Origin of the sequence: Acinetobacter sp. CE-15, assembly GCF_051059255.1 — a bacterium.
GTDB classification, from domain to species: domain Bacteria; phylum Pseudomonadota; class Gammaproteobacteria; order Pseudomonadales; family Moraxellaceae; genus Acinetobacter; species Acinetobacter guillouiae.
Genome location: NZ_CP192737.1, coordinates 1398345 through 1424923 on the forward strand (window position 1 = coordinate 1398345; position 26579 = coordinate 1424923).

At 38.9% G+C, this 26579-nt stretch carries 28 protein-coding genes and 1 tRNA gene; 13 read left to right on the forward strand and 16 right to left on the reverse strand.

The features are described 5' to 3' along the window. Nucleotides 1-10 precede the first annotated feature (10 nt). Nucleotides 11-1060, forward strand: a complete 1050-nt coding sequence (locus ACQ7EO_RS06505; protein ID WP_434279168.1) for a lipase secretion chaperone — start codon at nucleotides 11-13, stop codon at nucleotides 1058-1060. A gap of 137 nt (nucleotides 1061-1197) precedes the next feature. Further along, nucleotides 1198-2250, forward strand: a complete 1053-nt coding sequence (locus ACQ7EO_RS06510; protein WP_034616293.1) for a lipase family alpha/beta hydrolase — start codon at nucleotides 1198-1200, stop codon at nucleotides 2248-2250. Nucleotides 2251-2354: 104 nt separating this feature from the next. On the opposite strand, the gene ACQ7EO_RS06515 is transcribed toward ACQ7EO_RS06510, so the two are convergent. From ACQ7EO_RS06515 to ACQ7EO_RS06550, 8 genes are all read right to left on the reverse strand, one after another. After that, nucleotides 2355-3668, reverse strand: coding sequence for a GntR family transcriptional regulator (locus ACQ7EO_RS06515; protein WP_434279169.1), 1314 nt, complete (start codon nucleotides 3666-3668; stop codon nucleotides 2355-2357). 10 nt (nucleotides 3669-3678) lie between these two features. Further along, nucleotides 3679-4401 carry a glutamine amidotransferase gene (locus ACQ7EO_RS06520; RefSeq protein WP_434279170.1) on the reverse strand — a complete coding sequence of 241 codons (723 nt, stop codon included), beginning with the start codon at nucleotides 4399-4401 and terminating at the stop codon, nucleotides 3679-3681. Between the two features lie 41 nt (nucleotides 4402-4442). Continuing rightward, a complete protein-coding gene (locus ACQ7EO_RS06525) occupies nucleotides 4443-4721 on the reverse strand; it encodes a hypothetical protein (RefSeq protein ID WP_434279171.1) in 279 nt (92 codons plus the stop codon). 9 nt (nucleotides 4722-4730) lie between these two features. After that, nucleotides 4731-5453, reverse strand: coding sequence for a YggS family pyridoxal phosphate-dependent enzyme (locus ACQ7EO_RS06530; RefSeq protein WP_434279172.1), 723 nt, complete (start codon nucleotides 5451-5453; stop codon nucleotides 4731-4733). 309 nt (nucleotides 5454-5762) lie between these two features. Further along, on the reverse strand, nucleotides 5763-6452 hold the full coding sequence (locus ACQ7EO_RS06535) for a glutathione binding-like protein (RefSeq protein ID WP_434279173.1): 690 nt from the start codon (nucleotides 6450-6452) through the stop codon (nucleotides 5763-5765). A gap of 113 nt (nucleotides 6453-6565) precedes the next feature. Next, a complete protein-coding gene (locus ACQ7EO_RS06540) occupies nucleotides 6566-7315 on the reverse strand; it encodes an SDR family NAD(P)-dependent oxidoreductase (protein WP_434279174.1) in 750 nt (249 codons plus the stop codon). Nucleotides 7316-7805: 490 nt separating this feature from the next. Then, nucleotides 7806-8306, reverse strand: a complete 501-nt coding sequence (locus ACQ7EO_RS06545; protein WP_434279175.1) for a hypothetical protein — start codon at nucleotides 8304-8306, stop codon at nucleotides 7806-7808. 87 nt (nucleotides 8307-8393) lie between these two features. Continuing rightward, the gene (locus tag ACQ7EO_RS06550; RefSeq protein WP_434279598.1) at nucleotides 8394-9275 is read right to left on the reverse strand and encodes a sigma-70 family RNA polymerase sigma factor; all 882 of its coding nucleotides are present in this window, start codon (nucleotides 9273-9275) and stop codon (nucleotides 8394-8396) included. 762 nt (nucleotides 9276-10037) lie between these two features. On the opposite strand from ACQ7EO_RS06550, the gene lepA reads away from it, so the two are divergent. The 9 genes from lepA to ACQ7EO_RS06595 all read left to right on the forward strand — a co-directional run bounded on the left by lepA (nucleotide 10038) and on the right by ACQ7EO_RS06595 (nucleotide 17493). Next, entirely contained in the window at nucleotides 10038-11855 is a 1818-nt protein-coding gene (gene lepA / locus ACQ7EO_RS06555) for a translation elongation factor 4 (RefSeq protein ID WP_004717093.1), read from the forward strand. Between the two features lie 21 nt (nucleotides 11856-11876). Further along, the gene (gene lepB / locus ACQ7EO_RS06560; protein ID WP_034616309.1) at nucleotides 11877-12731 is read left to right on the forward strand and encodes a signal peptidase I; all 855 of its coding nucleotides are present in this window, start codon (nucleotides 11877-11879) and stop codon (nucleotides 12729-12731) included. A 310-nt stretch (nucleotides 12732-13041) separates the two neighbouring features. Next, nucleotides 13042-13416 carry a DUF4845 domain-containing protein gene (locus ACQ7EO_RS06565; protein ID WP_004717090.1) on the forward strand — a complete coding sequence of 125 codons (375 nt, stop codon included), beginning with the start codon at nucleotides 13042-13044 and terminating at the stop codon, nucleotides 13414-13416. Then, nucleotides 13388-14080 carry a ribonuclease III gene (gene rnc, locus ACQ7EO_RS06570; RefSeq protein ID WP_004717088.1) on the forward strand — a complete coding sequence of 231 codons (693 nt, stop codon included), beginning with the start codon at nucleotides 13388-13390 and terminating at the stop codon, nucleotides 14078-14080. The genes ACQ7EO_RS06565 and rnc overlap by 29 nt, the downstream gene beginning before the upstream one ends. Nucleotides 14081-14085: 5 nt before the next feature. After that, nucleotides 14086-15114 (forward strand): GTPase Era, encoded by a 1029-nt coding sequence (gene era / locus ACQ7EO_RS06575; RefSeq protein ID WP_004823128.1) that lies wholly within the window; start codon nucleotides 14086-14088, stop codon nucleotides 15112-15114. 20 nt (nucleotides 15115-15134) lie between these two features. Further along, nucleotides 15135-15326: an NF038104 family lipoprotein gene (locus ACQ7EO_RS06580; RefSeq protein WP_004717085.1), complete on the forward strand. Its 192-nt coding sequence runs from the start codon at nucleotides 15135-15137 to the stop codon at nucleotides 15324-15326. Between the two features lie 11 nt (nucleotides 15327-15337). After that, on the forward strand, nucleotides 15338-16057 hold the full coding sequence (gene recO, locus ACQ7EO_RS06585) for a DNA repair protein RecO (RefSeq protein ID WP_004717082.1): 720 nt from the start codon (nucleotides 15338-15340) through the stop codon (nucleotides 16055-16057). Nucleotides 16058-16088: 31 nt separating this feature from the next. Next, entirely contained in the window at nucleotides 16089-16814 is a 726-nt protein-coding gene (gene pdxJ, locus ACQ7EO_RS06590) for a pyridoxine 5'-phosphate synthase (RefSeq protein ID WP_434279176.1), read from the forward strand. A gap of 34 nt (nucleotides 16815-16848) precedes the next feature. Continuing rightward, entirely contained in the window at nucleotides 16849-17493 is a 645-nt protein-coding gene (locus tag ACQ7EO_RS06595) for a tRNA-(ms[2]io[6]A)-hydroxylase (RefSeq protein ID WP_034616324.1), read from the forward strand. 100 nt (nucleotides 17494-17593) lie between these two features. Here ACQ7EO_RS06595 and ACQ7EO_RS06600 read toward each other — a convergent pair whose 3' ends face one another. From ACQ7EO_RS06600 to ACQ7EO_RS06610, 3 genes are read right to left on the reverse strand one after another with little or no spacing between them, the layout of a single operon-like run. Continuing rightward, complete coding sequence (locus tag ACQ7EO_RS06600) at nucleotides 17594-18583, reverse strand: aldo/keto reductase (RefSeq protein ID WP_434279177.1); 990 nt, start codon at nucleotides 18581-18583, stop codon at nucleotides 17594-17596. Continuing rightward, complete coding sequence (locus ACQ7EO_RS06605; RefSeq protein ID WP_434279178.1) at nucleotides 18580-19221, reverse strand: hypothetical protein; 642 nt, start codon at nucleotides 19219-19221, stop codon at nucleotides 18580-18582. The genes ACQ7EO_RS06600 and ACQ7EO_RS06605 overlap by 4 nt, the downstream gene beginning before the upstream one ends. Before the next feature lie 12 nt (nucleotides 19222-19233). Beyond that, on the reverse strand, nucleotides 19234-19770 hold the full coding sequence (locus ACQ7EO_RS06610) for a RidA family protein (RefSeq protein WP_434279179.1): 537 nt from the start codon (nucleotides 19768-19770) through the stop codon (nucleotides 19234-19236). A gap of 71 nt (nucleotides 19771-19841) precedes the next feature. On the opposite strand from ACQ7EO_RS06610, the gene ACQ7EO_RS06615 reads away from it, so the two are divergent. Continuing rightward, nucleotides 19842-20759 (forward strand): LysR family transcriptional regulator, encoded by a 918-nt coding sequence (locus tag ACQ7EO_RS06615; protein ID WP_434279180.1) that lies wholly within the window; start codon nucleotides 19842-19844, stop codon nucleotides 20757-20759. A gap of 90 nt (nucleotides 20760-20849) precedes the next feature. Here ACQ7EO_RS06615 and ACQ7EO_RS06620 read toward each other — a convergent pair. Beyond that, nucleotides 20850-20925 (reverse strand) — tRNA-Asn (locus ACQ7EO_RS06620). Between the two features lie 246 nt (nucleotides 20926-21171). Here ACQ7EO_RS06620 and ACQ7EO_RS06625 point away from each other — a divergent pair. Further along, nucleotides 21172-21651, forward strand: a complete 480-nt coding sequence (locus tag ACQ7EO_RS06625; protein WP_434279181.1) for a hypothetical protein — start codon at nucleotides 21172-21174, stop codon at nucleotides 21649-21651. 33 nt (nucleotides 21652-21684) lie between these two features. Here the strand turns inward: ACQ7EO_RS06625 and ACQ7EO_RS06630 are convergent, their stop codons facing one another. The 4 genes from ACQ7EO_RS06630 to ACQ7EO_RS06645 form a co-directional block, all read right to left on the reverse strand. Next, entirely contained in the window at nucleotides 21685-23121 is a 1437-nt protein-coding gene (locus ACQ7EO_RS06630) for a cryptochrome/photolyase family protein (protein WP_434279599.1), read from the reverse strand. Between the two features lie 109 nt (nucleotides 23122-23230). Continuing rightward, nucleotides 23231-23713 (reverse strand): FKBP-type peptidyl-prolyl cis-trans isomerase, encoded by a 483-nt coding sequence (locus ACQ7EO_RS06635; protein WP_004717066.1) that lies wholly within the window; start codon nucleotides 23711-23713, stop codon nucleotides 23231-23233. A gap of 143 nt (nucleotides 23714-23856) precedes the next feature. Continuing rightward, entirely contained in the window at nucleotides 23857-25143 is a 1287-nt protein-coding gene (locus ACQ7EO_RS06640; RefSeq protein ID WP_004717064.1) for an NAD(P)/FAD-dependent oxidoreductase, read from the reverse strand. Nucleotides 25144-25270: 127 nt separating this feature from the next. Then, nucleotides 25271-26539 carry a D-alanyl-D-alanine carboxypeptidase PBP6B gene (locus ACQ7EO_RS06645; RefSeq protein ID WP_419327181.1) on the reverse strand — a complete coding sequence of 423 codons (1269 nt, stop codon included), beginning with the start codon at nucleotides 26537-26539 and terminating at the stop codon, nucleotides 25271-25273. Nucleotides 26540-26579: the final 40 nt, after the last annotated feature.

The window sequence follows — 26579 nt, forward strand, 5'->3', positions numbered from 1 at the left end:
GAGATATAACATGGATGTTATAAACCGATATAGAAAATTTCTATTACTGGGTTCGGTCGTATTATTTCTTGTCGGAATAGTATGGTATCTAAAGCCAGAAACTCATGCTGTCAGTGACGTATCAAGTTCAAATTCAACAATACAAAATCAGCAGTCCGTGGATACTGTTGCGTCAGTTTCTGATACAAATCAACAAGTATTAAAGTTTCATGGTGTTATGCCTGAGTTGGCACCATCACTGCGGGGGACAGAGGTGAACTGCCCTTTACAGGTTGATACGAAAGGGCAATTGGTTTTGTCGCGTGGAATTCGCGACTGTTTCGATTATTTTCTTTCAAGTATTGGTGAAAAAACTGAAAGCAGTATTGTTGTTGATATTCGTCAATACCTTGCTGGTCTTCTACCAACGACTGCTCAACCATATTCTTATCAATTACTTGATAAGTATATGGATTATCTGCATCAGCGTGAAAAGCTACCTGCAGCTCAGACCAACAGTGCAAAGGACTTTAAAACAGTAGCTTCAGCTATAGTTAAGCTGCGTAGACAGATTTTTACGCCACAGGAAGCAGATGTATTTTTTGCCCAAGAAGAAAGCTATGACCAGTACGCAATTGCACAATACGCGATCAATAATGATAAACGCTTAAGCACAAATCAGAAGGCAGAGAAAAGTGCAGCATTGCTGAATGAACAGCCAGAAGAACTGAAAGCAAGTATGCAGCCGATTTTACAATACAACCAATTACAGGAATTGACCACTGAGATTAATCAACGTGGAGGTTCAGCAAGTGAGCTGTACGAGATGCGTAAAAAATTAGTCGGTGCGGCAGCAGCAGATCGCCTCACTCAGGTTGATTTACAGGAAAGCCAGTGGCAAAAAAGAGTAGATAGCTATCTTGCAGCGAGAGCACAAATTACAGCGAATCAGCAAGATGCGACTCAACAACAGGCTGCAATAAATGAATTACGTAATAAATCTTTTAGCAGCCCAGAAGAACGAATTCGTGCACAGACTTTTGAACAGATGCAGGCTAATTCGAATAAAAAAAGTCGCTGAATAGGCAATATGGAAATTATCAATAACAGAAATATAGCATTGAGAATTAAACAAGGAGATTTTCAGGGAAATATTTTGAAGTATCAAGAAATCAATGTAATACAAAAATAATGTTCAAATATATGGAGTCTTGAACAATGAAAAAAGCAATCCCGGCCTTGGTATTTGGGGCCATCATATTCACATCGGTTAACAGCTCAGCAATTGTAACTACAAGTTATCAAAATTGCGGTATCAAAAACGATCAAGCGGGTTGTAGCAAAACATCTGCAACGGATTGGGGACTGTTCTCTAAAAAAACAGATTATGCCAAAACTAAGTATCCCTTGATATTTGCACATGGTTTATTTGGTTTTTCTCAGATTGGACCGATCAATTACTGGCATGGTATTCCTCAGGATTTAAGTCGCCAAGGCGCTGATGTATATGTAACTAACACATCTGCTGCTAACTCTGATGCAGTACGTGGTGAACAATTACTTAAACAAGTTCTCACGATTCAGGCTTTAACAGGTGCAGAAAAAGTTAACCTGATTGGTCATAGCCAAGGTGTGCAAACTGTTCGCTATGTTGCTGGGGTTCGTCCTGATTTAGTTGCATCCGTAACAGGTATTGCGGGTTCAAATAAAGGGAGTCCTGTTGCAGATTTGGTGGAAACATTTATACGTAAACCAGCCAGTGTAATAGGCTTTGATAAAACTATCGGAGCTGTAATCAATATGTTTACAGGTATAGAAAGTTTTCTGGGGGGGACTTCTAGCAATGGTGGTGCATATGATCAAGATGTTTTAAGTGCACTTGCAGGTTTGACCAAGGCTGGAGCTGGTGAGTTTAATGCCACTTTCCCGCAAGGTATTCCAGTGACTGAGTGTGGTTCAGGAGCAGCTACAGTAAATGGTGTGAATTATTATTCATGGTCAGGTAAAGGCGGACTCACAAATTTATTAGATCCTACAGCTTACGGGTTGCTTGCGGGTGAAGCATTTATCAAATTGAGCACTGGTAGTGATAGTGACGGTTTGGTACCAATATGTTCATCTCATTTGGGCAATGTCATTCGCGATAATTATCCACAGAACCATTTGGATGAAGTTAATCAGATTGTCGGACTTGTTGGCTCTGGTGCTGGTGCAGATCCAGTTCCGTTATATAGTCAGCATGCTAATCGTTTAAAATTGGCAGGTTTCTGATTTTTAAATTCAATGTTTTTTCATGAAGGAAAGTAGGAAATTAGTTTTCTACTTTTCCTCAGTTTAAGATCGTTAGCAAAAATAATGGATGAAAAGCATAAATTTTAGAGTGTCATTATTTTAGTTAAGATAAATGATAAATCATTGAATAGGTCCATCGCTTTTTGTTCATCTAATTCAGAAGTGGTGATACGTATAGCTTTAATATCTTGGCCTAATGAAAACTCTTTTCCAAGTCTGACTTTCCATCCCATTAGCGCGAGTTGATAGGCTATTTCCTGAGCTTGCGCATGTTCGATCCATAGATTTAAACCATCACAATAACTTATATCTAGAAGCTTTTGATCCAATAATTTTTTAACGATTTCTTGATTTTTTGTCTGATATTGTATTTTTGCTTTATTCATTAATTGATGAACTTTTTCCGATGTCATAAGCGAAAAAATCATCTTTTGTAAGATATGACTCACCCAGGTACAGTTTGGATTCAGTTTCATCCTTAGTCTAGTCGCAGTCTGAGGATCACAATTGATAAATGCAAATCTAAAGTCCGGACCTAAAAATTTTGATACAGATCTTATCACCGCCCAATGTCGGGTAGATTCAGGCACAATGTGATAATAAGGTGTTGTGGCAAGTAATGAAAAGTGATCATCAATGATAATGAGTACATCAGGGTATTCAGCAAATAACTGATGTAATTCTTGTGCCGTTTTAGCATCAAGACTATAACTGGTCGGATTCTGCGCTCTTGGTGTAATGACAATTGCTTTGGCTTTTTGCTCTAGTGCTTTTCTTATACTGTGAATATCATAACCTTGTGCTGTGACTGGGAAAAACACCATATTAAAGCGATTCACCTGTAAAGTATGAATACTGGTAATGAAACCTGGTTGCTCAATCGCAATACTGTCAGATTGGATTAAATGTGCATTGAGAATTCTTTCAATTGCATCTACAGCACCATGGGTAAATTCAATTTCAGAATTTTGATTATTTACATCAGCAAAAATTTCATTTCGTGCAAACGCTTCAAGCACTGAAAGCTTGGTACTGTCACCATATAAATACGAAGTATTAAAATTAAAGTTGATTTCATTTAATTGAGGTAAAAAATTCTGACATGGATTTCCATGCGCGAGGTCAAAAAATGTTTGATTGGTTTTTTGAAGATTTTCAAAACGATTAATTTGTGGATTTTTGCGAACTTGAGTGCCTGCACGCCCTTTGGATACAACAATCCCCATTAAGGCTAAATCTTTATAGGCGGCAGCAACTGTATTACGATTGACTTCCAGCTCAGTGGCCAAAGCGCGAATATTGGGTAATAATTCCCCCTCCTTCAAAATCCCATTCTGAATAAGTTCTCGAATACTATTTTGAATGTCCTGAGATGTTTTACCTTTAATTTCAGCCATATAGATCCAATCATTTACTTTCAAACCCGATCAAGTTATTTAACCAGTCTTCAAGTACAAGTTTTGCTTTGTCTGCCAGTATATTGCCATAATATTGATTCTCAAGTCTTAAATCCAAAATATCTATCTTATGTTGCTTTAATTCATCAGTATGACCGATGAGCCATCTTTCAAATTGTTTAGGATCTGCTTCAGCATGGAACTGTAATGCTATAATATTATTTCCTACACTAAATGCTTGATTTGGATAATAAATTGAACTAGCCAAGTGTGTGCCAATGCTAGGTAAATCAAAGGTATCACCATGCCAATGTAAAACGTGTATACCTTCAAGAAACCTTAAAGGTGATGCAAATGCCTGAGCACTCAAGGATAAACGCCCCCATCTTATTTCTTTGATGTGACCGGGATATACTCTTGCACCTAAAGCAGTGGCAATCAGTTGAGCACCCAAACAAATACCAAAAGTTGCATAATTGGTTATTAATCGTTGCTTCAATCCCACGATGATTTCTTTGAGATAAGGATAGGTAATGATGTCATATGCACTGATTGGCCCGCCAAGAATGATAAGCGGGTCCTTTTCTTGTAAGATAGCACTTAGATCATCTACACCTGCTTGAAAAACGCAAATGTCATAGCCCATCTGTTTTAGTACGGGAGTAAAGCTTCCTGTATCCTCAAAACTTAAAAATTGGATCACATTAATAACTTGGTGTTTTATCATGTTCATGTTTGTCTCTCGGTAAAATAAGTGTGGGTCAGCGCTATAAATCAAACTGAATTGGATGACTCTTCATTCTGCTGAAAAACTGAATCTGCAGTTGTATTTTGATAAGAGTATTGAGAGGATAACGTTCTCATCTGACCATTTTGATAGATCAGAACACGCATATCTTCAGTCACTTGTACAAACTCAACTTCAATAGGATCAATTGCTGTCATTGTTGCGATGAGTTGTTGAATGGAATTTTGTGAAGCAAGATGATTGGGTGTAAAAGTACCGAGTAACTTTTTTTCTCGATATATATTGATCTGATAATGAGTTTTCATCGTGATGCTCTATTCAGTAGGCCAGTAATAACTGTCTGGTTTGGAACGTGCACCAAAAATTGCTTGTCCAATCCTGATATCTGTTGCACCTTCAGCGATCGCAAGTTCAAAATCACCAGACATACCCATTGAAAGCCGTTGTATCTCTGGATGTTTTTTTGAAATTTGATCTCTTAGTGCTCTTAAAAGCTGAAAACACTGCCTGACTTCAGTAGGGACATGGCTATGTATTGCCAAAGTCATCAATCCAACGATTTTTATGTAGGTTAATGGCTGACATTGTTCGATGAAATGTTCTAGTTTATTAGGCTGAATGCCATATTTACTGCTTTCGCCTGATGTATTGACTTGGACAAAGACAGACATAATTCGCTTTTCTTTTTCTAAGGCGCTATTCAGTTTGTTAGCAAGTTCGACGCGATCTAAGGCATGGAATTCACTGATAAATTGGGCTACATATTTCACTTTATTGCGCTGTAGATGCCCAATCAGCACCCATTTTAAATTGCTAAGTTGTTTTAGTTCCTCATATTTACTCTTGGCTTCAAGAACTTTATTTTCCCCGACACAGTCATATCCTAGCGCGTGAATTGCTTGGACATGTTCTGCTGAAAATGTCTTACTGACAGGCAATAATCTGATTTCAGAAGGATCTCGATTCACCTTGTGGCAGGCTTTCTCAATCGTTAATTTAATTTCACTCAGTCTGTCTGAAATAATTTCTTTGAACACAATATTGACCTATGACAAAATTATTTATTGTATAGAACAATATCATGGGCGTGTTCAATAAACAAATGCTTAAAGAACACCTCAACTCAGAGAATTTCTTTTGCTACCTGAGCAAGAACAAAGCACTGCTTTGTTTGCAGCGCAAGGCGCAGCGGGGACTAGCGTATTTTTTTCCGCTACATGTTACCTGACGAATTGTTAACAGACCCTAGTGGATTTGATCGTAACAACATGCATCTCAGGACTCATTTACACGATTACTGAATAATGTATCGTTCAGCAACAAATTCACTTCGTTAGGACCTGACTTTATTGAGTCAAACCAAATAATATTTTGTGTGCCAAGCTGTCCTGAGTTGGATCCATCACCTGTACCTTCTCAGCTACTTTATATGCACGCTGAATAGCAGGGCGTTCACAGATTGTTTCAAACCAAGATTTAATATGAGGGAAATTAGCAAGCTTTATGCCATGTTCTTCATGGTGAACGATCCAAGGATATGCTGCCATATCGGCAATTGAGTAATCTTGACCTGTAATGAAAGTACGTCCGTCGAGATGAGTATTCAACACTTTATAGAGGCGTCGGGTTTCATTGACATAACGTTCGATTGCATAAGGAATTTTTTCAGGTGCATACTTTGCAAAATGTTGATTCTGACCTAACATTGGACCAAGCCCACCGACTTGCCAATATAGCCATTCCAATGCCATGATTCGTGCTCTGGGTTTACTGGAGAGAAATAATCCGCTCTTTTGAGCCAGGTATTGAAGAATTGCGCCAGACTCAAACACACTCAAAGGTTCGCCACCATCGTCTGGACTATCATCAATGATTGCTGGAATACGGTTATTGGGTGAAATAGCAAGGAAGGCTGATTTTAACTGATCCCCCCGACCGATATTCACAGGTGTTACATCATATTTAAGACCTGCTTCCTCAAGAAAAATAGTGATCTTATGGCCATTTGGCGTTGGCCAGTAATGTAGGTGGATCATAGGATGATGCCTTAATAAGGTTTTGAGTGAAAATAAACTGATTTAAATTATGATCAGAGTGATAACAGCTTCACTTAGCACTGGCTGTATAACCCTGATCTTTTGAGTGGTGGTTATAAGTCGATAACCGTCACGCCATCATTACCATTGAGTCCCAGTACCATACTCTCAGCAAATTGAGGCTCTTTAAGTATTGAAATCACATGATCACCAAAAGCTCTCGGTGGCATAGGTGCCCCAAAGCGGGAGACAAATTCTTCAGGTGTAATTCCCATGGTTGCTGCATAAGCACCTGCTGCTGAGTCGCCAACTCCCGTACCAAGAACCATTAGCCGTGGAACGATGGCCTGAAACTGAATACCAAGATTTTTATCTTGCGCAAACAAATTGGCATATTTGGTCATGAACCAAAGCGCACGTTTAGAACTGGCGTAGCCACCCGTCATTTGAGAACCAGACTCAGCGGCACCACTAGATCCCACTAAAACTCGGCTGCCTGGATCAAGTGGTGTTTTTAATACCGCTTGAAACCAGAAAAAGGCTGCTTTGACATCGGTTTCCCAATTGATAGAGAATTCTTCCCAAGTTAATTCGTCCAAAAGCCCCATACGAGGCGCTGCTCCAGCATTTAACACAAGTACATCTGGACGAATGTCTGCAATGATACGGTGTGCCGCAGCTTCATCCGTAATATCCGCGGAAATGGTATAAACACCTAGCCGTTCAGCGGCTGCATCAAGATCTTTTACATTACGTGCAACCACAGTTACTTTTGCACCTTGATCAACCAGTGCTTCAACTAGACCTAAACCGAGACCACGACTACCACCAGTGACCACGACTTTTTTGTCTTTCAGATTCATGACGATTTCTCTAATGTCTAATAAAGTGATGTACTACTAAAACGATTGAAGCCTTGGAAAAGAGTCAAAAAGCCTCTAAATTATTTTAATTTGATCTAGCGACGTACTTTCGACTCGACTTTTTATATTCGTTGATGGGTCGCTGATCAGTCTGATCATGTGGATGTGTATTGATAACTTGCGATGATGAGGCAGGTGTGGAATCGAAAGATAGTTGACGTGATTTTTTTGGCAGGACATGATTTTTATCATCTACGCTTAAATGTGTTGAATCACTTTAAATCATCATCTATAGCCGAAAAGGCAGGATAATGTAGTGGCTACTTGGCCATACTAGGCAAAATTACAACATCGATTAGAAGGGAATATGGGGGTAGGAAAAATTTGAGCAAGATAGACAAATAAAACAAAGCTCTCAATGGAGAGCTTATCTGTAAAAAAACCATGTAATTGTATGAGTGACATTACTCAATTTTGAGATGTGCTATTTTTAAACAACAAAAATGTATGATTTTAATTTCATACGCTCAGCCGCAGTGTTAAGTAAATATGGTGCAATGAAGCGATGCGGAACTGTCATCATTTTCAAGGTGGGTGTTGAGAACCATTTATGACCGCGGCTAAAGAAAGAAGAGAAGATCACCTGAGATTCGATCAGGTTGATGACCATACATATTTGAATATCAACTGAATCAGAGTGAACAACCATCATGATTAAATCTTCTTGCTTGATCATTGTTGCTGATTCTAGTGATTGCCAGTGTGATTCAGATTTAGATTTAAATCCCAACGTATTCCATGACTGACTAACGATCTGATTGATTGCTGGAGGAGCATTGGCAAAAATTTCATATGCCCATTTTTCAGCACTGTACTTTTTAGTCATCATGGGAGTTGGGATATCAATGCTAAAAGCATCTTCATAGCCAATATTTTCTAAAGGACATACTTCACGTGCTAGATCTGGAATACGGATTGCTTGTGCTTTCATGGCATTCTCCTTAAGGTATTTGGCTCATCAACAATAGCTATATGCTCAACGGCTAAAGGGTTTTAGTATGATGATGAGCCTAATTGTTTATTTATTTGGGGTTAATATCAGCTCTGCATCAGCGGCAACATATCGCACATAGCGGTAATCTCGAATAAAGCTAATTTTGCCTTCTTGCCATTCCAGCCACATGATATAACTTGGTTTGATGTCTATACGGTTTTCAAAGACAGCAATGACCTCACGATCTCCAAGCCATGCGGGAACAAGCCAGATGTGGTCAATTTTTGCGTAGGCACCAAAGAACATGGAGACATCGGCAGCGCCAACACGGATAGGATGAGTAGACTGACTGAGTTTGACATCATCAGAAAGTAATGCTTTTAGCCCATCCCAGTCGCGGAGGTTAAACAGCTTTACATAGTTTGCTACTGCATCAGATGTTGGTCGGGCAATGTGTGGTTCCTCAGTGGTTATGTTGATTTCGCGCAGTCGAGCACGTCCACGGGAAAGATGGGCTTTTACTGAGTCTACTGAGAGATTCAGTAGGGTAGCAATGTCTACAAGAGGCTCATCAAGAACGTCTTTAAGAATGATGACACTGCGCTGAAGTACTGGGAGTTGCATAAATCGTGAAACTGCCATTTTAATTGTTTCCTCGTGCATCAGCATCTCCATCGGATCAGAGGTATTTATATCTTCAATATCGTCAGTAACACTATCTACAGCTTCTGTTATTCGAATGGCTCGACTTCGAAGTAAGTCAAGTGCTCGGTTATGTGCTACGCGGAATAACCAGGCACGTAACATCTGAAAATCTTGTATTTTGTCAATCACAAGCAATGCCCGAGCAAGCGTATCCTGAACGACATCTTCACCTTCAATGACAGAGCCCATCAGTCGCGAACAGTAGCGATGCAGTTCAGGGCGAAGCTGTTCTGCCAGATTAATCAGTTGGGTCTGTTGCATGTGAGGCTTAGGATCATGGTCTTTATTCAAATTGTCTCACCATTCAATCATGGTCACAGCGGTATGGCCGTTGCAACCTAAAAGGATAATATTCATATCAATGACCTGACTGTTTTGTCATTTTGCGGTCACTGTAATTTGTTGTTGAACAAAGATTTCTATTGAGCATGAATCAAGTGCTTTAGATCCGCCAATAAGGTTAATTTCTATCTGCACAGCACCACGTTAATGTTTTTGTTTAGATAAGCTATTACTAAAACGATTGAGGAATATAAAAAGAGTCAAAAAGTTGTAAATAATTTTAATTTTGTTTGAAGCTGCTGCAATTATTTTATGTGTTTTATTGATATTTTGCAGGATCATTCTTTTTTATCATGAGATTTAATCAGTTATTTTTTTATAGTCTGGCTCAAACTTTTTATGAGTCCGATCTAGTTTTTATTAAAAAGACGATTATAGATTTTACGGACAGAAAGAACATCGCTTATTTCTGCATTAGCGTATTATTCGTCAGCATCTGGAAGTATAAGTACCAAGAAAAAGTGCTTGGTTCTGCTTGTTCTTGTGAGTCACCAGATTAAAAGCATGGATTGGCGCAGTTGATAAAACAATACACAGCAGGTCTTATTTTTATATGTAATTACTATATTTTTGACCCTGTTCTGCTTATACTGTGCAGCAATTAAGATATTTCATTTTTTGCACGTCATAAGTACTTTTGATATTGAGTACATGATTGTGTACATATTTTTAGAGTAGTGTATGGCAGTAGCTAAGAAATCCGTTAATATCAACAATATACGTAATTTTTCGATTATCGCTCATATCGACCACGGCAAGTCGACACTTGCAGACCGTTTCATTCAAATGTGTGGTGGATTGCAAGACCGTGAAATGCAGGCTCAAGTCCTAGACTCTATGGAGCTTGAGCGTGAACGTGGGATTACCATTAAAGCGGCTTCTGTAACCTTGTACTATACCCATCCAAATGGGCAAGAGTATCAATTAAACTTTATTGATACACCAGGGCACGTGGATTTCTCTTATGAAGTATCGCGTTCTCTTGCTGCCTGTGAAGGTGCATTGTTGGTTGTCGATGCTGCACAAGGGGTTGAGGCGCAATCTGTTGCAAACTGCTATACCGCAATTGAGCAGGGCCTAGAAGTACTACCTGTCCTGAATAAAATCGATTTGCCACAAGCAGAACCTGAACGTGTTATTCATGAAATCGAAGAAATTATCGGTATTGAAGCAACACATGCACCAACATGTTCGGCAAAAACAGGTCTAGGTGTAGAGTCTGTTTTAGAGACATTGGTTGACATTATTCCAGCACCGCAGGGTGACCGTGACGCACCTTTACAAGCCTTAATTATTGACTCTTGGTTTGACAACTATTTAGGTGTTGTATCACTTGTTCGTATCAAACAAGGTCGTGTGCGTAAAGGCGATAAAATGTTGATGAAATCAACAGGTCAATCGCACATCATCACTTCTGTTGGTATTTTTAATCCAAAACATACCGATACAGGTATTTTAGAAGCGGGTGAAGTTGGCTTTATCATTGCAGGGATCAAAGACATTTTTGGTGCGCCAGTTGGTGATACGATTACCTTGGCAACCACACCTGATGTTGCAACATTACCGGGTTTTAAAAAGGTAAAACCGCAGGTTTATGCGGGTTTATTCCCAATTGATGCCAGTGATTTTGAACCATTCCGTGAAGCGCTACATAAGTTACAAATTAACGATTCTGCGTTGTTCTTTGAACCTGAAAGCTCAGATGCTTTAGGTTTTGGTTTCCGTTGTGGCTTCTTGGGAATGCTACACATGGAAATTGTACAAGAACGTCTAGAGCGTGAGTATGATTTAGACTTAATCAGTTCTGCGCCTACCGTAATCTATGAAGCATTGATGAAAAATGGTGAAACGATTTATATCGATAGCCCATCTAAAATGCCTGATGGTTCAACGGTTGAAGATTTACGCGAGCCGATTGCTGAATGTCATATTTTAGTGCCTCAAGAATACTTGGGCAATGTCATGACTTTATGTATCGAGCGTCGTGGTGTGCAAAAAGATATGAAATTCTTGGGTAATCAAGTATCGATTACCTTTGAGATTCCAATGGCAGAAGTGGTTATGGATTTCTTTGATAAATTGAAATCTTGCTCACGTGGCTTTGCTTCATTGGATTACAATTTCGTGCGTTTTGAGAGTTCATCTCTAGTTAAGGTCGATGTGTTAATTAATGGTGATAAGGTTGATGCCTTGGCAATGATTTGTCATCGTAATGATGCGCGTCACCGTGGTATTGCTTTAGTTGAAAAGATGAAAGACTTGATTCCGCGTCAAATGTTTGATGTGGCGATTCAAGCTGCAATTGGTGCACAAATCATTGCACGTTCAACAGTTAAAGCGATGCGTAAAAACGTATTGGCTAAATGTTATGGTGGTGACGTTTCTCGTAAGAAGAAACTGTTATCGAAACAAAAAGAAGGTAAGAAACGCATGAAGCAAGTGGGCAGTGTTGAAATCCCACAAGAAGCGTTCCTTGCTGTGTTAAAAGTAGAAAGATAAAAACTAGAGGTCTTATTGCTCATGGATTTTGATTTTAATTTAATTCTCGTTCCTGCAACGCTTATATTTTTTGGGCTATGGTTACTGGATAAGTTTGTACTGAAACAACGTGCAACAAAAGGTAAGGGGAATGAAAATGTCATCATTTCATGGGCATATGATTTCTGGCCTGTTCTAGCAGTGGTTTTGGTGTTGCGTTCATTCTTATTTGAACCGTTTAATATTCCTTCTGATTCTATGGTGCCGACTTTAGAAACAGGTGATTATATTTTGGTGAATAAGTTCCAGTATGGTGTACGTTTACCAATCACCAATACCAAGATAATTGATATTGGTGAGCCACAACGTGGTGATGTTGCTGTTTTTCGTTATCCAGAAAATCCAAAAATTAGCTATATCAAACGTATTATTGGTTTACCGGGTGACCATCTTGAATTCAATAATGGTCAACTTACAATCAATGGCAAAAATGTTGAGCAAGTACCTACTGAGTTTAGTCGTGAAAAAGATATTTTAGATACGCCTAAGTCAATCTACTATTATGAAACGATGGGTACACATAAGCATTTAGTTCGTTTGCTGGAAGGTCAAAATACTTTGATTTCAGCATTTAATTATGCACAGAAAAAACAAGACCTACCTTATGTAGCAACTGCAAATGACCGCTTTGTAAAATCAAATGGTCAAAGTTGGGAAGTGACTGTTCCAAAAGGTCATTATTTTGCCATGGGTGATAACCGTGACCAAAGTGCAGACAGTCGTTTTTGGGGCTTTGTGCCTGAAGAGAACTTAACCGGTCATGCAATCTATGTGTGGATGCATAAGGAACCTGGTTTAAAAATGCCTTCATTTAGTCGCAATGGTGCAATTAACTAATCGGCTACAGTTTAGAAAATCAAATAAAGGTCAATTTTTATTGACCTTTATTTTTATCTGCTAAAGCTATAAAGTTGTCTTGATTTATAAGAAAAATGAAATAGAACAAATGATTTAAACTAGCAACTTGATGCAGTTTCAAGGATAATAGCGCGGTAAAGTTTTTTATCACACCAGGGTTTGCAGTGGATAAAAAATTTATAACAATTGAAAATGATCAGTGGGTCTGCAGCAGTGTATTTGACTCAATTATATGATTATTTTCAATTGCGATTAAAGATTATTCATTCTGAGCTGTTGGATAAAAAAAATGCGTAAAAATCAACAAGGCGCTTCATATATTGGAATTTTACTGGGGATAATTGCTTTAGCTTTTATGTTGAAAATCATAGTTGCTGTATGGCCTTTATACTGGGATGATCGTGTGATTAATAATCAAATTGTAGAGCAGATCAAGAATAGCTCTGCTGAAATCACACCAATGAAATTTGCAACAGAAGTTGATAAACGGTTAGAAATGAACAATATCCGAGATACTAAACTTGAGGATATTGCGACTGTATCAACTAAAGATGGTTTACAAGTGACTAAAAAATATGAAGTACGAAAAAATTTCATGCTGAATATAGATTTAGTCCTCACTTTCGAGAAGAGTTTTGATCAAAGGTCAGTTGAAAGTAAGTGATCCTCGCTTACAGAGTAGAATCGGTTACCAGTTTAAACAATACGAGTTATTACAACTCGCGCTGACTCATCGCTCGGTGAGTCACAAATACAACTATGAGCGCCTAGAGTTTTTAGGTGATGCATTGTTGGGTATGATCATCGCAAACTACTTATATCATGCGTATCCTCATGAAAATGAAGGACGTTTGACGCGTATGCGCGCAACTTTGGTACGCCAAGAAGCATTGGGTAAAATTGCCAATGATTTAAAGTTAAGTCAAAGTTTAATTTTAAGTACAGGTGAATTGAAATCAGGCGGTCATCATCGTGAGTCAATATTAGCAGATACAGTTGAAGCAATTATTGGCGCAATTTATACCGAAACGCGGGATTTGCCTTTGTTGGAATCGATTGTTTTAAAATGGTATGAACCGTATTTAGATCATATCGAACCGACAGATCAACTTAAAGACCCGAAATCACGTTTACAAGAATATCTACAAGCTCGTAAAAAGCATCTCCCAGTTTATGAGGTCGTAGATATTCAGGGTGATGCACCTAACCAGCATTTTAAAGTAGAATGTACAGTAGATGGCTTGCCTAAAATGATGGGTGAGGGATCAAGTCGCCGTTTTGCAGAACAAGCAGTCGCGGCGGATTTTTTAAAGATATTGGAGCAGTAAACTGCATGAGTACACATTCCGATCACAATGATGCTGATCACGAGCCGTCTGAAAACGGTAATGAGTTAATTAATCAATTTTTTAGCTCGCAAGGTACAGAAATCCCTTCGGATTACCGAAGTGGATTTGTTGCAATTGTAGGACGTCCAAACGTGGGTAAATCGACATTGATGAACCATTTATTGGGTCAAAAATTGTCAATTACTTCACGTAAGCCACAAACGACGCGCCATAAAATCATTGGTATTGATAGTCGTGAAAAGTCTCAGGCTGTATTTGTTGATACGCCGGGGATGCACAAGAAAGAAGTGCGTGCGATCAATAAAATGATGAACAAAGCTGCACATTCTGCATTGCGTGATGTCAATTTGGTTCTATTTGTTTTAGATGCCCAGAAATGGACACCAAATGATGACTTGGTTTTAGAGAAACTGCAAAATGCAGAAATGCCAGTCGTTTTGATTATCAATAAAATCGATACCTTAGAAAATAAGCGTATGATTTTACCGTTGATCCAAGAACGTGCGAAGTTGATGAATTTTGCTGAAATTGTTCCTGTTTCAGCATTACGTGGTGCAAACTTGGATCATTTGCGTGAAGCGATTGAAAAGTATCTACCATTCCAGCCGCCATTATATTCTTTAGAACAGTTAACTGACCGTTCAGAACGTTTTCTTGCCAGTGAAATCATTCGTGAGAAAATTATGCGTCAGTTAGGCGAAGAGCTGCCTTATGATTTAACGGTTCAAATTGAATCATTTAAAACAGAAGAAGCGACAGTGAATGAAAAAACGGGTCGTCCTAAAGCTGCATGTACTTATATTGATGCCACAATTTTTGTTGATCGCCCTGGGCAAAAAGCCATCGTGATCGGTGAAAAAGGTGCTAAGCTGAAGAAAATTGGTATGGATGCTCGTGTCGACATGGAAAAAATGTTTGAGCAAAAAATCATGCTAACACTTTGGGTGAAAGTTAAAGGTGGTTGGTCTGATGACGAACGTGCTTTAAAAAGTTTAGGCTACAGCGATATTTAATTGACTTTTTGGGAACTGAAATGATTCGAGTTATAGCAATTCTTGCTTGCATAATCATGTTACAAGGCTGTATCACTAAAATTGTGACAGTTCCCGTCAAAGTTGCTTATAAAACCACAAAAGGCGTGGTTAAAGGCACTGCTGCGGTTGTAGGCGCTGTTATTCCTGATGGGGATGATGACGATGATAAGAAAAAACAAAAGGATGATTAAGTTCAAGCTAGATGCGTAATGAAATCTTGCATGGTTATTTAATCCATCATCGAAAATACAGAGAACGTAGTCATATTGTGCACTTATTTACACAAGAGCATGGTCGTGTCGACGGTATTCTTAGACAAACCCCACCACCACAATATCAACCGATTACTTTACAAGCGTCGGGAAAATCCGAGCTTAAAAACTTTTCAAAACTCGAAATACTTAATCAACCGATTTTCTTTTATGGGGATGCTTTCTTTTCAGGCTTTTATTTAAATGAACTGCTACTTCGTTTATGTCCGCTTGAAGAAATGATGTCTGAAACATTTCAGCAATACCATTTAACTTTACAACATTTACAAAAATTGGCTGAACATCCACAAGCTGATTTATTTCTTCGACAAATTTTACGCCAGTTTGAACACGCACTGTTAGAAGAGTTGGGCTATCCACTGGATTATGGGCATGATTCAAATCAACAAGAGATTATGCTGACCCAACGTTATCAATTTCAATTGGCCGAAGGCTTTACACCAGTGTCATATACTTCGTCTGGGACGTTGCTGGGCCAGCAAATTCTAAGCATGGCAAATTATGAAAAGGGTAGGGATTTTAGCCCAGAACAGTTACAATTATTGGCTAAACTCTATCGACAAATGATTACTTCACTTTTAGGTGATCGACCATTAAAAAGTCGTCAGCTTTGGGTTCAAAACGCTCAATCTAAAACGTTGAGCCGTTAATTTTATTTTATTGGTTAATTAGGAGAATGTTATGGCTGCATTGCTAGGTGTAAACATTGACCATGTTGCAACCCTCAGACAAGCACGTGGAACGACTTATCCTGATCCTGTGAAAGCTGCATTAATTTGCGAACAAGCAGGGGCGGAAGGCATCACTTTACACTTACGTGAAGATCGTCGTCATATTCAAGATGATGATGTGCGCCGTATGCGACCTGTATTGACGACAAGAATGAACTTGGAAATCGCTGTAACTGATGAAATGGTTGCATTTGCAAAAGAGATTCAACCACATCATGTGTGTTTTGTGCCAGAGAAACGTCAAGAAATCACCACAGAAGGTGGTTTAGACGTGCTTGGGCATTTTGAAGATGTTAAAGCTGCGACTCAGGCATTAACTGCAATTGGTTGTGATGTATCTTTGTTTATTGATGCTGATTTTGCACAAATCGATGCTGCAATTGCTTGTGGTGCACCCACTATTGAATTACATACGGGTGCTTATGCAGACGCTAAAACTGCTGAAGCTCAACAGATTGAACTCGAAAGAATTATTAAAGGTACTGAGTACGCAGCATCTAAAGGTTTGGTCGTCAATGCTGGTCATGGTTTGAATTTGGACAATGTGGCTGCAATTGCTGCAATTCCTCAGATTCATGAACTCAATATTGGACATTCGATTATTGCTGAAAGTGTTTTTGTCGGTTTGGAACAAGCAGTAAAGGACATGAAGGCCGCACTTTATGCAGCTGGTTAATTTAATTTTTGATTTACGTTGTTGAATATTGATCATGTCGAATATGAATTATGATGAGCTTATGCAACCTGTGATTGCTTTTTTAGGCTGTGAAACGCCAAAGGCTTGGTTGGATGAGGCATTGAACAATCTCCCATTGCTCATGCAAGATCATGCGAATTGTGAAAAGAAAGCGGCTGGAACAGCAATGAACTTGATGTTTCGCTACAGTTTTTTTACCGATTTGCAGATCAAATTAGCACAACTTGTGCGTGAAGAAATGTTGCATTATGAACAAGTGTTAGAGTTTATGAGCAAACGTGGTCAAGAATGGAAAGGTCTGAGTGCGGGTCGTTACGCAGGTGGTTTGCGTAAGGAAATTCGTACTTATGAACCAGAAGCGTTGATTGATGTTTTGGTGATTGGTGCGTTTGTTGAAGCACGTTCTTGTGAACGATTTTATGCCTTAGCGCCATTGGTAGATGATGAGTTGGGGCGTTATTACCGTTACTTGCTGAAATCTGAATCTCGTCACTATGAGGACTATTTAGCTTTGGCTTTAGATGTTGCTAAAACTGCCAAATTAAAAGATCCAGAAGAGGATATTCAGCAACGCATCGAATTGATTCGTGAAGTAGAGAAGGATTTGATTTTAACGCCTGATAAGACTTTCCGTTTCCATAGCGGTGTGCCGGTTTAACTGCTTGTCTGATTAAAAACTGAATTTAAAAAATAGACCAAAGCATTGCTTTGGTCTATTTCGTTGGGCTGTTTAAGAAAAACCAGATGGAACTGTTGCTTTAAGCAGTTTCGATACCTGTCCAGCCTGCATCTGGATAACGTTCACCTTGTATCTGATCAGGTGCAAAAAGTTGATCAAGTTGCAGAATTTGTTCAGTTGTGAGGTTAACTTGATTGGCTGTAAGGTTATCCTGTAAATATTTTGAATGTCGTGTCCCAAAAATTGGCGTGACATGAGCATGTTTGCGCAGTAACCAAGCTAAGGCAATTTGTGCATTGCTGTGTTGCCATGACTGACATAAGTCGCTAAATTTTTTCAGTAATAGCTGGTTTGACTGAAAGGCTTCACCCTGTAATCTGGGTAAGTTTTTTCTGAAATCATTCTCAGGCATAGTTTCTGGATTTAAATCTGCTGTGAGAAATGCACGTCCTAATGGACTATAAGCAACAAATTCAACATTCAGTTGCTGACAAGTGTTTAATAAGCTTTGTTCAGGTTCACGTGACCAGAGGGAATATTCACTTTGGACTGCTGTAACAGGCGCAATAGCACAGGCTTTTTTTAAGGATTGCACTGAGATTTCAGAAAAGCCAAAACTTTTAATTTTGCCTTCTTCAACCAAATCTGCAAGCGTAGCTGTAACATCTTCAATTGGGATTTCAGGTTGTCGTCGATGACAATAATATAAATCAATTTGTTCAATACCTAAGCGTTTTAACGAAGCTTCACAGGCACTACGGATATAATCTGGCGTATTATCAATACGGCGTTTATAGTGATTTTCAGCACGTACAATACCAAATTTAGTCGCGATTACCATTGCCTCTCGTTCAGTTCGATAGTGTGCAATAAATTGCCCCAATAACTGTTCATTGTGTCCATGACCATAAGTATCCGCAGTATCAAAAAAATTAATACCTGCATGAAATGCTTGTTCCAAAATCTGTAATGAGTCCTGATCATTAGTTTGACCATAAAACTCACTCATTCCCATACAACCTAAACCCATTGGTGAAATTTTAAGATGTGTTTGACTTAATTTTTTCATTTTGATTGACCTTTAATGATGAGGTGATCTTTAGCCCATGAATCATGTAACCATTTTTCAGTTTTGCGGTGGCCAGGAAAACTGACCCAGACAATATCTCTTTCAAAAATAATGGGCCGTTGGTTTTTACCAATAATGACCCAAAACCAGCGACCATCATTTAAGTTGCGCATTTTGACTTTTATGCCTGCAATCTTTTGTGTTTTTCCATTGATGTGCACGTTTTCATCATGCTGATCGATCCAATGAATCTCTCGATGTTGCAGTAAGTCTGGTGCATAGTGTTGTAAAAAGTCATCACTGATTTTTTGCGCTTGCGCTTTTGTGGGTAAATGACCGTTGAGAAGGCTTTCATCTAAATATGAAAATCCTTTTAAAGCGCCTGTTTGATCCGATAAATAACTGAAATTTTCGCCATTCAGTTTGAGTAATGGTAATTTCTGATAGCGGACCAATTGCACATGCTGTTGGTCGCTCAGCACATCTTGTTGATACACTTTTTGATAATGCGAAGGTAAAAATTCAGACAAAAAGTGAGTCATATTATTCACCTGCGTTGTTGTGATTATTGCTGCTGGATCATTTGCAGAACATGATGTGATCAGTAGTGTACTACTGAGAATGAATGCATATTTCATATGATTGACGCCCTAAAAAGTTGAATTTTTATTTGGGGGGATCACGGCAATAGCTTCGACTTCTACCAAAACATCTGGATGAAATAATTGTGCAACACCAATCAGGCTACTTGCTGGTGGCAATTCAGCATGAATAAATTGATCGCGAACTTTACGAATTGTTGCAAGCTGATCAGGTTGTAAATTACGGACATAAATGGTCAGTTTAACCAGTTGTTGAGTACTCACATTTGCGTGATGCAATGTTTTTTCAATATTTTGAAAAACCAAGAGCAGTTGTTGTTCAAGACCGGCTTGTAAGATGTCACCATTTTCTGTGATAGGGACATGCCCAGATAAGTACATCGGTTGCCCTTGTTCTACAATGATTGCCTGTGAAACATTGGGAATTGTGGCGTATGTTGGGTTGATAGGGCGTAATAAGGTATTTGGTGCTGATGCGTGATGCTGCATGGTGACCTCAGATGAATTTTTATTTTGTGCATGTGTGAGAGGACTGTTAAAGAACAGACCCAATAAAATAGCGAATATGTAAAATTGAGATGACATATTTTGAGCCTATGAAAAAACACTTGAGAGATTGTGCTTAAATTTCATTTTTTATAGAATAGTCATTATTGATGGTTTTAAATTCCAAAAATGAAATGTTGGATGATCTGAGTTTATTTATCGCAATTGTTGGGGCGGGAAGTTTTAATCGGGCTGCGCAACAACAGAATGTACCTGCTGCTACACTGACACGTCGCTTGCAAAAATTAGAAGAGAGTTTGGGGTGTAAGCTATTACACAGGAACAGCCGAGGTTTGAAATTGACTCAGGAAGGGCAACGTTACTACGATCGCTGTCAGCCCTTAGTTCGAGCGTTACTGCAAAATACCCATGAAATAAAAGAAGAAACTACACAGGTTAAAGGTCAAATCAAAATTCTAGCACCAATGAATCTAGCCGTATTTCCGTTAAAACAGTTTTGGAATACTTTTCTACAAAGATATCCAGAAATTGAACTCGAATTACAACTGGACAATGCTTTAGATGATTTAATGGTGCGAGGTGCCGATCTCGCCTTACGTGTAGGTAAAATGGCGAATAGTGCCTATATTCAAAAGCGCTTGGGGAGCGTTCAAACCTGTATTGTGGCATCACCAGATTATTTAGATCGGCATCTCATTCAGACACCACAAGATTTAGATCAACAAGACTGGTTATTGGCATCTCCATTAGAACAACTTGAACTTAGGCAACATCAACACAGTTATACCTTTAAAATTCAGTCCTATCGTTTGAAAGTGGATGAAATCAGTTTATGTGTAAATCTAGCAGAGCAGGGACTAGGATTAAGTTATGTTCCACTGACTCAATGTGAAGATGCCTTGAATTCAGGCAGATTAAAACGGGTACTTCCTGATTGGCAATTACCGATTAGAGACGTTTATGCTGTATGGCAGGCGCAAAAAGTCATGCCTGCTCGTGTACGCGTTTTTATTGAAGAGTTAGCTGAATTTTTCCAGCAACAAACATGGAATGATACTAACTTATAAAAATGAATGGGTATTCTTGTCTATTTGTCACACGCTGTGTCTAGTCTTGAAATAAAAAAAGCCCACTTCAATGAGTGGGCTTTTAGAATTTGGCTCTCCAACCTGGGCTCGAACCAGGGACCTGCGGATTAACAGTCCGTCGCTCTACCGACTGAGCTATTGGAGAATCTGAATGCGATTATAAGGATATATCTTTATGGGTCAAGCCTTTCCTGTCATCTTTTCTTCATTTGTACACTGTATGGTTTTTATTTGAACAATCTATAGATAATTAAAAAAAATTGATTCTGACAGTTGCAATAGTGAAACGGTCTTGTTAGATTAAAACCATAAAGAGTGTTTAAGTTTGACTTAAACAGTGTGGATTTAAAACCAACTTGCCAGCACTAAATGGCTAAATAGGAGACAGCGAATGAATACGCTTACTATTTCTCAAATTTTTGAAAATTTCTCAGTCTACCAAGAAAATTACCTTTCAATCCTGCAAGATCCTGAACAATATTTTATCCAAGTTGAACAAGCCTATTTAGATGTTTGGCCATTTACTGAAAAAAAACTGTATTTGGGCGATCTGTTGCAGCTTTGGTTTAGTGAAAAATGGCTCATTAATACACCGTGTCGATTATTAAATTCATCCAGTCAGGTTTCATCAAGTTCAGACACGCAAGCTACTCAAAAACCAGTTCAACGGACACAAGATTTTTATCTGTTTCAATTGAGTGGAAGTACCTTATCAGGTTCAAACCATGCGCAAATCTGGTCAGTTTCAGAACAAAAAGTGCTTTATGTTTCTTTGGATCGCATCTTTAAATATTACTGCTATTTTGAATCGATTGAACGCCCAAAAAAACATCCTCAAAATCCATTTAAATTGTTTCAACACGCGATTTAATCAAACGCATTGAGAACGCTTTTAAGTGTGACTTTAAATCTGCTTAAAAGCTTCAATTGCTCGAATACGACTTTGTTTTAAATCCACAATTGGCTTTGGATAATTGAGCTCAATATTGGGATTTTTTGCATAAGGTTCATGAATGGTTTTTGCGTCTAAATGTGCAAGTTCTGGAACCCATTGTCGAATGTAATCACCTTGTGCATCAAATTTCTGCGATTGGCTGATAGGGTTAAAAATACGGAAATAAGGTACGGAATCTGTTCCTGTGGATGCACACCATTGCCATCCACCGTTATTGGCAGCCAAATCCCCATCAATAAGATGTTGCATAAACCATTGCTCACCTAAACGCCAATCAATCAATAGGTTCTTGGTGAGAAACATGGCGACAACCATGCGGATCCGATTATGCATCCAACCTGTGTGAAGTAACTGGCGCATACCTGCATCGACGATAGGAATCCCTGTCTGACCTGTTTGCCAAGCGCTTAAATCATTTGCTGCATCGCGCCATAGTAGTTGCTGTGTTGGCATTTTAAAGGGCAAGTGCTTTGACACACGCGGGAAATCAAACAGAATATGCTGATAAAACTCACGCCAAAGTAGCTCATCGAGCCATGTTTGTTGACCAACATGATCAATAGAAAAATGTCCGAATTGTGCTCGAAAGAGGGCATTGAAACATTGTCGAATTGAAAGGATGCCAATATTTAAATAGGCTGAAAGCTGGCTGGTGGCTTCAATTTGGGGGAAATCACGTTCGAGTTGATAATGACGGACTTTGTTTTCAATAAAATCATCCAAGACATTCAAGGCATATTGTTCGCCAATTTGCCACTGTTTGTTGATCTGATTCGGATCGAATATAAAACCAAGCTCGGCCAAAGTCGGCAGGCTATTGTTATTCAACTTGCCCACATCTACTGCATCATTTAAGGCTTGAGTCTCTGGAATAGGGAAGCATTGCGGGATCGAAATACTCAGTTGTTCATAGCAGTATTTTTTAAATGCACCGAAGACTTGATAGGGTTGATTGGATTTATTGCGAATTGAACCGACAGGGAACAGAGTGCGATCATGATATAAAACCAAATCACGGTTAGTTTGATTTAGTTGTGTTTGAACTTGGAAATCTCGATTTAATTCATTAACACCGCACTCAATATTGGCGTGTACATTTTCAATGTCCAGTTTTTGACACAGTTGATCGATCTCTGCTGCAATGTTTTCCCATAAGGGAACAGTGCGGATAATCAGCGGAATTTGAATAGAAGCAAGTTCTTGTTGAATGGCTTGAATTTGACGTAAATAGAAATCAAGCTTAATCGGTGCATCGTCATGCATTCGCCATTGTTCAGGTGAAAGAATCACCAGTGCAATTACAGGACCGCTTTGCGCTGCATGCCATAGGGCAGTATGGTCTTGAATACGTAAGTCTTGACGGAACCAAAGAAGTTGTTTTTGCATAGGATTGATAGGAATGGATTCATTCACACTAGGTTTTCATCAATTTAAACCAATACGTATAAAAAAGGCAAAGTAAAAACTTTGCCTTTTCGATCAGATCAAGCAGATCTTAGTGGTGATGACCACCTGCACCGTGTACATGACCGTGCTCTAATTCTTCTGGAGAAGCATCACGAACTTCTGCGATTTCAACTTCAAAAGTAAGATCTTGGCCAGCTAATGGGAAGTTAGCATCAACGATGATGTTGTCACCTTCGATTGCTTTAACAGTAACGATTTGAACACCATCATCAGTTTGAGCTTGGAACTGCATACCAGCTTCAATGTTCTCAACACCTTGGAACATTTGAGCAGGAACTTCTTGAACGAGGTCAGGGTTGTATTCGCCATAACCTTCAGCAGCTGGGATAGTTACTGTAAATTTGTCACCTACAGTTTTACCTTCTAAAGCTTTTTCTAAACCAGGAATGATGTTACCTGCGCCATGTAAATATGCAAGTGGTTCACCTTGTGATTTATCGAGAGTTTCACCCTCAGCGTTAGTCAGCGTATAGTGGAAAGAAACCACGTTGTTATTTGCAATAGCAGTCATGTTATTGATCCATTCGGTAATCGATAATTTTAAGGCTACATCATAAAGTGAAAAGCAATTTTTGTAGACTAAAATTACTAAAAATTTGCATTTTCATCTGTATTTTGACCATTTTTTCATAAATATGGGCAAAAATTTAAATTTCAATGCAATTTTATTTTTGGCGCGATTTTTCGTGTAACAAAATCTTTAGCCGTTAACAAGCCTGCATGAGCATAGCCATATATCGTCGCTTGATGAATACGATATAAAGACACATACATCGATTTTGCCACGAAACCTTGAACATTGACCTGACCAAGTAGTTCACCGACCGCTTTATTTTCACTGAGTGATACCAGTGAGCCTTTGTCTGCGAACTGGAACATTGGCTGTGGTCGTCCTTTGATACGTGCATTCATTGCATCTACTAGAAACGAAGCTTGTTGACTTGCGACTTGTGCACGTGGACCAAGTGGTGCTTCTCTTGCATCTAAAATACAGTGGGCGCAATCACCAAAGGCAAAAATGTTTGGATCAGCCTGAGTCTGTAAGGTTGCGTATACGTTTAAACGCCCCATGCGATCTTTTTCAAAGCCTGCTAAATTGGCAATCACTTTAGGGGTTTTTATCCCTGCTGCCCAAACTTTTAATTGCGCTTCTACGGATGTGCCATCACTAAAATAGACTTTTTCAGCATCTACTTTTTCAACACGTTTGCCCGTTAATACATCTATTTTCATTCGTTGTAATTGTTGTGTGGCATGCTCTGCCATTTTTTCAGAAAGTGCAGGTAAGATACGATCAGCGCCTTCAACCAAAGTAATTTTGACATTGTTTGGATTAATTTTATTTAAACCATATTTATAAAAGTTCTGTTTGGCTTGAACCAACTCAGCTGAAAGTTCAACACCTGTTGCCCCTGCGCCAATCACGGCAATGTGTAATTCACGATCAATATTTTTATTTTGAGCATCTAAATACAAGTGCAGTAAGTCCTGTTGGAAGACTTCTGCTTGTTGGCGACTGTCGAGATAATGACAAAACTCTTTAACCCCAGGCGTATTAAAGTCATTGGAGACTGAGCCGACAGCCAGAATTAAGGTGTCATAATGCAGGGTGATTTGCTCTTGATTGGATTCATATTTACTGGTTTGGGTTTTGCTGAGCTCGATGGTTTTGTTATCACGATCTAAATGTTCAAAACGGCCCAAGACAAATTCATAGTGATGCTTGGCTGCATGCGCATAATAATTGGTTTCTTCATCACTTGGGTTCATGGTGCCAGCTGCAATTTCATGCAGCAATGGTTTCCAGATATGGGTGAGTTTTTGGTCAACAAGGGTGATTTTGGCTTTTTTACTCTTTCCAAGCGTATCACCGAGTTGTGTCACCAGTTCTAAACCACCAGCGCCACCACCAACAATCACGATATGATGTAGATTTGACATAGAAAACCTAAATTGTTGTTATGAAAATAGAATGGCATAAATATGCCATTCTATTTAATTGTTTAGGTTTTTTTTGTATTACAGGTTACATAATTATAATAAATCTAACTAAATTGGTTGGTTTTAATTAAATTCCAAAAATCGACTTGATCCATTCCATTAAACGTTCAAACCAAGAGGCTTGTTCGATATGCACTTCATCTTCAATATCAAAACTTTGAATCAGTTGATTATTTTGGTAAACATTCACTTTTGCCAAATGCATAATCTTTTCTAAAGGTGCGGTAAGTGATGTCTCATTCAGTTCAACATTCAAATGGGTTTGAGTTGTTGTAAGCGGTTCAACTGTTGCCAAGAGACCATTTGCCTCAGTTTTCATGATACGGCTATTTACAACATCAAAAGTCGCTAAATCAATTGGTGTCGCATCGTTATATAAAGATGTGGTAATGAGTTGAGGTTTTTTTGCTTCAACCTTAAACATTTTTAAGGTGGATTTAACTACAGGAAGCTCAGCAATCAATTGTTTGTCTTTAATTGCGACTTCATCACGGGTGTAGGCATAGCCCAAGTTTAACAATTTATGTGCAATTTCCGCGCGTTTAACTGCACTTTTTGCACCCATCACCACCACAATTAAACGACGATCAGGAGACTCTGTAATGGCAGAAGGACGATGCGCTGTCAGTGCTAAGTTATAGCCGGCTGCTTTGGTAAAACCCGTTTTTAAACCATCTACACTTGGATCAGACTTTAAAACAAGGTTGGTGGCATGATGAAAATGTTGGTTATAACTAAAACTTGGCATCACTGAATAGTGCATATATTCAGGGGTTTGTGATGTTACTGCTTGACCTAAGATCGCCATATCATGTGCTGACGAAAAATGATCAGGCATGGTAATGCCCGGAGGGTTGGCAAAATGAGTATCCTTCATTCCCAAGGCTTGTGCTTCTTGGTTCATACGAGCAACAAATGCGGGTACGCTACCTGAGATACGTTCTGCCAGCGTTACTGCTGCATCATTGGCAGACATCACAATCAATCCAGCAAGAAGTTGGTCAATTGAGATTTGCTCACCTTGCTTCAGGTACATTTGAGATTCATCCCATTGCACGATCTGAACTACAGGGGTTGCAGTAATAATCTCTTCTTTTTTGATATGACCTGCTTTGAGTTCTTTCAACGCAATATAGGCGACCATCATTTTGGTCATGGATGCTGGGGCACGCTGTACATGACTATTATATTCAGCAATGGTTTGACCCGATTGTGTATCTAATATTGTCCAAGCTTCAGCTTCAACAGATTGCGGATTAATATTAAGTAAAGCGGCGTTAACAAACGTGGAGCAAACCAAGCCAGTTATCGCGATAAAAGAAGCAAGAATTTTCAACAGATTTACCTTTAAGCCAATCCTATGGCAAGAGTGCATA